This is a genomic window from Dactylosporangium sp. NPDC048998 (assembly GCF_043197855.1).
Classification (GTDB): Bacteria; Actinomycetota; Actinomycetes; order Mycobacteriales; family Micromonosporaceae; genus Dactylosporangium.
The window spans coordinates 1-6,611 of record NZ_JBICTV010000011.1 but is presented as its reverse complement, the minus strand read 5'-3'; the positions used below and the strand labels follow the sequence as shown (position 1 = coordinate 6,611).

Sequence of the window (6,611 nt, the reverse complement as noted above, 5' to 3'; positions counted from 1 at the left end):
CCGACGTCGGGTGTGACGGCGAGTGGTATCGGGTTCACGATCACCTATGACGCGCAGGGTGATGCGTTCGAGAAGTTCGACGACGGCTCGGTGCTGGAGACCGATCCGAGCGGTAAGCCGATCCGACAGATAGCGGCGGACGGCACGACCTACACGGATTTCGACGGCCAGGGCCGGCCGACGCGGGGGACGACGCCCAACGGCCTCGGCTTCACCATCACCTACGACCCGTCAGGCGGTGCCACCGAGACGTTCGACGACGGCTCGGTGATGGTGACTGATCCGAGCGGTAAGCCCATCAAGGAAGTCACGGCGGACGGGACGACGTTCACCGGGTTCGACGACAAGGGCCGGCCGACCGCCGGTGTCACCAAGGACGGCCACCCCTTCACCATCACCTATGACGACCAAGGTGACGCGTTCGAGCACAATGACGACGGATCCGTCGTGGAGATCGGGCCGGACGGGAAAGTCATCAAGGAAGTCACGGCGGACGGGACGACGTTCACCGGGTTCGACGACAAGGGCCGGCCGACCGCTGGTGTCACCAAGGACGGCCATCCCTTCACCATCACCTATGACGACCAAGGTGACGCGTTCGAGCACAATGACGACGGATCCGTCGTGGAGATCGGGCCGGACGGGAAAGTCATCAAGATATGGACACCGGACGGCACCGAGATCGACTTTGCGGTCGAGATTCCCGCGCTACACGATGCGATTGGTAAGGTGTCCGCGGAGCGGGACTTGATAAACGCCGACTTCACGGCGATGAAGGGTAAGTTCGCGACGATCGAAAGCCTCTGGCAAAGCCCGGCGGGCGCATCGTTCCCGCCGCTGGCCGACACCTTCAACACCGTGACGCAGTCGTTGCTGACGCTGCTCGACGATGCGATCCACCGAATGCAGACCGCCTACGAGAACTACGTCAACACCGAAAACACCAACGTGCAGAACCTCAACTGAACAGGCTGAGCGCCGGCGGGTCGACCGCTAGCGCTCAGCCTGTTCCACTTCACTGGTGCCACGCCGTTCCTCAGCTCTGGTCGGGGGTCTGGTTCTCCATCTTCGACGAATGGCCCTCGAGATGAACAGGCAGCGTCGGCAGGTCGGAGTCCTTGTCCGCCCTGGTGTAGAACTGGCCCGCATTGTTGAGTGCACGAACGAACTCGCCGGTCATCTCCACCGCGTCGGCCACCTGAAGAAGGACGTTGTCCGAAACGGCGCTCATCTGCTGCGTCCAGTCGGGGTGTGGATCGTCCAGGTGCTGCGGGTTGACTTTGCTGCCCCATTGTTCGCCGATGGTGTGGTCGTCGGGTACCGAGTAGATCCAGGACTTGGTGCCGGAGATGTAGTCCTTCAGCGAGTTGTAGCTTTCGGTCACTTCGTGGGTGCGGTTCAGAATCTGCGAAGTGGCGCCCTCGATGCTGCCCGGTGACACCACATAGTTCGGCACGACCGGCGGTTCCTTGGGGCCCCGGGGTGGGACGGCGTGGCCGAACCGAGGGCCCGACGGTAGGTGGAGCGTGCCGTCCATCGGAGGTCCGAACAGCTCCCATGTCTGACCGAGGGTGGGCGGAGTAACGTCCGGCGGTACGTCGTCAGCCACGAAGATCACCTTCCTGATATGGATCTGGTGCTCCATGGTGGCTCCGGATCGTGCGGCCCATCAACGTCCCGGATGTAATGACTGGCGGGTCTGATAAACCGCTCGATACGTTTCCCTGAAAGCAATGTGGTGTTGCGGACGCGTGCCCGCGGTCCGTACCGAGGCAGGAGGAGGCTCGATGCCGGTACCTCCGTACTACGGCGATCAATCGCTGGTCATCAGGGTCGACCCGGACGGCATGTTCGTCACCATGAACCAGGCGCTGGTGTTGTACGGCCAAGGCGTCGCCGACAGCATCAAGCGCATTATCGACATCTGGAATAACTTGAAGCTCGGCTGGGTCGGCGACACCGCTGACGAGGCGAAGGCCTTCAACGACGCGTGGGCCACCGCAATGATCAACCTCTTCGGCACCGACGAGAATCCTGACGTGGGGATCCTTACCCATATCGCGGACGCTGTCATCCTCGCGTCCATCAACTACGGCGAGGCGGAGGACTCGGTGAACAAGATGTTCCAGCAGATGTCCACCTCGATGATCGCCGGCCGGGTCGCGGGCGGGCTGGGGGCACACGGCGACCCCAGCCGGCATCTCAACGACGGCCCGATCACTGAGAACACCTGACCGAACGACCGGAGCGCGGGCAGGCCGACCCGGCCGGAGAGGGACCCTAGGTGTCGTCAGACGTAGGTCGTGAGTCAACCGGCCCCTCCCACGACCAGGGCGCAGGAGCCACGGGCAAGCCGAATCCGTTGCCCGATCCGGCCCTGTTGCGCGCTTTGGCGGACAGGTGGGAGGCGCTCGCCGTCCAATTGCACGGACTGGCTTCGCAGGTGGTCAGCGCCGTCGCGGGCACGAACTGGTCGGGCGAGGCCAAGAACTCCGCGGTCGGCACGAGCGAGCTCGTCGCTGATTCCGTCCGGGCCGCGGGCGACAACGCACAGCAGATGGCTGACGGGCTGCGGGATTTCGCCGGCAAAGTCGATGAAATGCTGAAACAGCAAAAGGCCGCGGCGTACGCGTTCATTATCGGCTGGATCATCGACGTCGCGACGTTGGGCCTGGCGAGCCTGTTCTCCGGGCTGATCGAGGCGCTGGCGTCGCTTCTGACGAGAGTGATCGGCGCGCTGGGCGCGGAGTTGGCCACGGCCGAGATGTTGGCCGGGTTCGCCGCGAACGCCCTTGTCTGGGGCGGCATCGCAGCTGGCACGAGCATTGTCTCGCAGCTGGCCGGTGAAGGCATCGCCGGTGAGCATCTGCATATCGACCCGCTGTCGGTTGGTATCGCCGGCTTGATGGGCGGGCTGGTGGCGGGTGGCTTCAGCACCCGGTTCGGCCGCGGAGGCAAAGACGTCACAACGCTTCCGCGCAACGAAGAACCCGGTGGGTTGCCGGCGCTGGGCGGTGATCATTCGCCGCTGCCGAAACCGGGCAACAATGTCGAGCCTGGCGGCGCGCCGGGCAACGGCCTCCATTTGGGCAGGCCGCCGGCCGTCGAACCGGGCACGGTCACTCCGCTGCGAGCGTCGGATGTCACTGTGGTGGACAGTGTCCGTACGCCGGCGCCGACCAGCAGCGTGCCGCACGACGTGCCCGGCCTGAGTGGCGACCGGCTCGAAGTGCCGGGCGGGGTGCGACCGGCCGATGCGGTGTCGGTGCCCGGCGGACGCGGAAACGATCCGGCACGCACAGTCGATCCTGTACGGGCGGGTACGACGGTCGAGCCGACCGCGCTGCCGAATGCGCGTAGTTCGGTGGTCAACCGGCCGCCGACCCTGGACGAGGCGACCGTCAGCAAGTCGCAGTTCGCCGGTGGTCCGCCGGTTTCCTCCAGCGCGGTACGTCCGGCGAATCTGGCTGCCGAGGGCCCGCCCCCCGGCCGGGTCAACCTCGACGCCGGTGGTCCGCCGGCAGTGCGCACTCCGACGTCGGTGAGTAACGACGTGCCGTCGGTACGGGCGGCGGGTTCGGCGGGTGGTGAGCCGCCGTCGGTTGTGGATCGGGTGGGTTCGGGTTCGGGTGGGACGAGGTTGGGGGGTTCGGAGCCGGTTCCGGGTCAGCCGGTGGTTCGGAAGGCGGGGGGTGCGGATGGTTCGGAGGTGCGGGTGTCGGCGGGTGGTGAGCCGCCGTCGGTTGTGGATCGGGTGGGTTCGGGTGGGACGAGGTTGGGGGGTTCGGAGCCGGTTCCGGGTCAGCCGGTGGTTCGGAAGGCGGGGGGTGCGGATGGTTCACAGGTGCGGGTGTCGGCCGGTGATGAGCCACCATCCACTGTGGATCGGGCGGTCTCTGAGTCGGCTACCGGGTCCGGGCGGCAGTTGCTGCGTTACGACTCATCGGGCCATGCCGACCTCGTCACCCTCGCCAAGGAGTACGCGTGGCCGCAGAACGGGAAAACACTCGGTGGTTCGGGTACTGACGGGCCGCCCGTTCGGGCGGCGGGTGCTGCGAACGAAACGCCGGCAAGTGTGTCGAACCCGCCACGAGGTGCGGCGCCCGGCGACGGGCCGGCGGTCTCCGCGAAATCGGACTTGGCGACGGGCCGGTACACGTATGTCGAGCTGCGGCCGGACGGCACGATGGTCCCGGGAAAGCTGTCCCCGAACGACGTGGTGGTCGACGTCAGGGCGGCCAGCGGAAAGTACCCGGGTGAGTCCGCGTCGGGCGTAGGCCGGATCGGTGCGCAGGAGCCCGGTGAACGGATCGTCACGTACAACCCGCAAGGCAAGCAGTGGGAGGTCACCGGCGTCAGTTCGGCCGGCGACCGGGCGGCGGCCGGGAGCGCCGGCATCGGCAGGCCGGGGCGGACCGAGCCGGCACCGTCATCTGCCGGGAACGGGCCGCGGGAACAGTGGCTGCAACGTAACCCCAACGGCGACATCAACCTGGTGACGTTCGACCGGCCGCCGGTGCGCGAGGCGGCGTCGGCGGAGGGCGGTGGTGTCGAGTTCCACAGCCTGGACGGTTCGGGTGAGGGCTGGCAGTCGGTCCGGTTGTCGGGCGCCCGGCCGACCGTCGAGCCGGTGCATACCGCCACGCCCGCACGGCCCCAGGACCGTATGGACGTCCCGGCCGACCGGGAGCCGAAACGGGTTCTGGTACGCGATCCGCAGTCCCAGGAATGGCAGGTCGTCAAGCAGTCCACGCCCGATGGCCCCGGCGGTCCAGGGGGAGCCCGGCCCGCCGCGGGAGAGCCGGACGCGGCACCGTCGTACTACCGGTACAGCGCGCGGACCAACCAGCTCGAACCGGTTCCGGTCAAGGGAGGCCGGGGGGTCGACACGGTAGAGGTGCACCTCAACTCCGGCAAGGTGGAGGTGGGCGAGTTCCATCCCACCGGCGGCGGGAAACCGGACCTGCGGTTGCGCAGTGACGGTGCGCTCGAAGGGCCAGGGACCTCGACGGTCAGGCCGGGTGACCTGTCGTATGACGCGGTCGCCGGCGAGATCAGGATGAAGAACGGCGGGTTCTCTTCCGGAGATGGAGGCGGAGGCGAGGGCGGCTCTTCCGGCGGCGGCCGGCCCGGCGCCGGCCGCTCGGGCGGTGGGACGTCCGTAAAGCCGGCGTCCCGTGGTTCGCACACGCAGCTGGCCAAGGACGACGACGTGGTCTTCAGGCGGTCGCCGAAGCCGGAGACCGAGCAGGGCAATGCCACGGACAGCCCACCCGTCGGTCAGCGGCTGGAGACCGTGCTCGAAGAGCCTGACTCCTTCCCCGGTCCGGGCCGGGTCCTCGACGAAGGGGGTCAGAACAGGCCGCAGGCCGGCTCCGGGTCCGGGCCGGTCTCGGCCTCGGACGCGGCCAAGGGCTCGCGGACGATCTCCTACACCCAGGAAGGGCGGCCTGTGCTGGGTCGTCCGGCCGGGTCGCTGCCGGAGCCTCCGCCGCGGAACCCGACTACGCAGGAGCCCGTCGCCCCGGCGGCGCCCCATGATGAGGTCTTGGCGGCTTCCGCGCAGGCCGATGCGCACCGCCTTACTGAGCCGGCGGGCCTGTGGGCGCAGCGGCAGAACGCCGGGCGCAACGAGACGCCGTGGCAACCGCAGCAGGTGGCGAACGACGTCGCACGTCAGGACCACCTCGTGCAGCTGCGGCAAGGGCTGGACGCAGGCTTGGACATCACCGTGCACGACGATGCGATCGTCCTGCACCCGCGCGATGTCCAGCCCGCGCCGGTCAGCCGCCCGAGCGGCCACACCACCGTGGTGGTCGACGGTGTTACGGATATTGCGGCGGTCCGCGGGCTCATCAAGGCCCTGCCGCCGGACCGGATCGACGGGATGCGCGTCGAGTACCTCGCCGCGCAGCAGATCGGCGGGACCGCGGCCACCGACCTCGCCAACCGGATTCTGACCGGGATTCCCGGCAACGCAAGGCTGGACCTACGGCCCGATCAACTGCAGCAGCGGTTGCCGCAGAGCCGGCACCTGGTACCCGTGGACGACGCCGGCCAGGTCACTTTCCCCGAGTTCGCCACCCACTACGACGTCTACCCACCAGACCGGCCCGCCCCGCGAGACACCCCGTTCGATCTGGCGCCCGGAGACGAGCCCGGGACGTTCCGGCTCGGCGACGGGTGGGAGGCGGCGCAGACAGCGGCCGGCCTGCATTTCCGTCCTGCCGGTGCCGAGGCGCCGCCGGTCGGCGGCCGCGCCGGCAACACGCCCAGGGTCGTCGTTGGCGTGCCCGGCTTGGAGCCGCCGCCGGCCGTGCGGGCGCAGATCGACCGGCTGCTCCAGCAGCTGCCCGACCGAGCAGAGATCGTCGAACACGGACCCGCCCCGCGGTTGGTCCACCCGGCCGCCGGGCCCGACGAGGGCCACCAGGAGGCGCTCGGTCCGGCCGAGCGCCAGCCGCAGCCGGCACCGATCGTGCGGCATGACGCGACTGTTCCTGTTGTTGCGGCGGGTGTGGTGTCGGTTGGTGGGTGGCGTCGTGGGGTGGATGGTGGTTATGAGGTGTGGCAGCGGGTGGGGGGTTTGCCGGTTGATGTGCGGCGTGGTG

Annotated in this window: 4 protein-coding genes; 3 read left to right on the top strand and 1 reads right to left on the bottom strand. The window is 68.3% G+C overall.

The genetic code is table 11. The annotated features are described in order from the left end of the window. Nucleotides 1-966: hypothetical protein (locus ACGFI8_RS24765; protein WP_392808328.1), on the top strand; the 966-nt coding region annotated here is incomplete at its 5' end. Between the two features lie 70 nt (nt 967-1,036). Here the strand turns inward: ACGFI8_RS24765 and ACGFI8_RS24760 are convergent. After that, complete coding sequence (locus ACGFI8_RS24760; protein WP_392808326.1) at nt 1,037-1,645, bottom strand: hypothetical protein; 609 nt, start codon at nt 1,643-1,645, stop codon at nt 1,037-1,039. Between the two features lie 106 nt (nt 1,646-1,751). On the opposite strand from ACGFI8_RS24760, the gene ACGFI8_RS24755 reads away from it, so the two are divergent. Both ACGFI8_RS24755 and ACGFI8_RS24750 read left to right on the top strand, forming a co-directional pair. Continuing rightward, nucleotides 1,752-2,234: a WXG100 family type VII secretion target gene (locus tag ACGFI8_RS24755; protein ID WP_392808324.1), complete on the top strand. Its 483-nt coding sequence runs from the start codon at nt 1,752-1,754 to the stop codon at nt 2,232-2,234. A 128-nt stretch (nt 2,235-2,362) separates the two neighbouring features. After that, nucleotides 2,363-6,611, top strand: a 4,249-nt coding sequence (locus tag ACGFI8_RS24750; RefSeq protein ID WP_392808322.1) for a hypothetical protein, incomplete at its 3' end; no start/stop codon positions are given.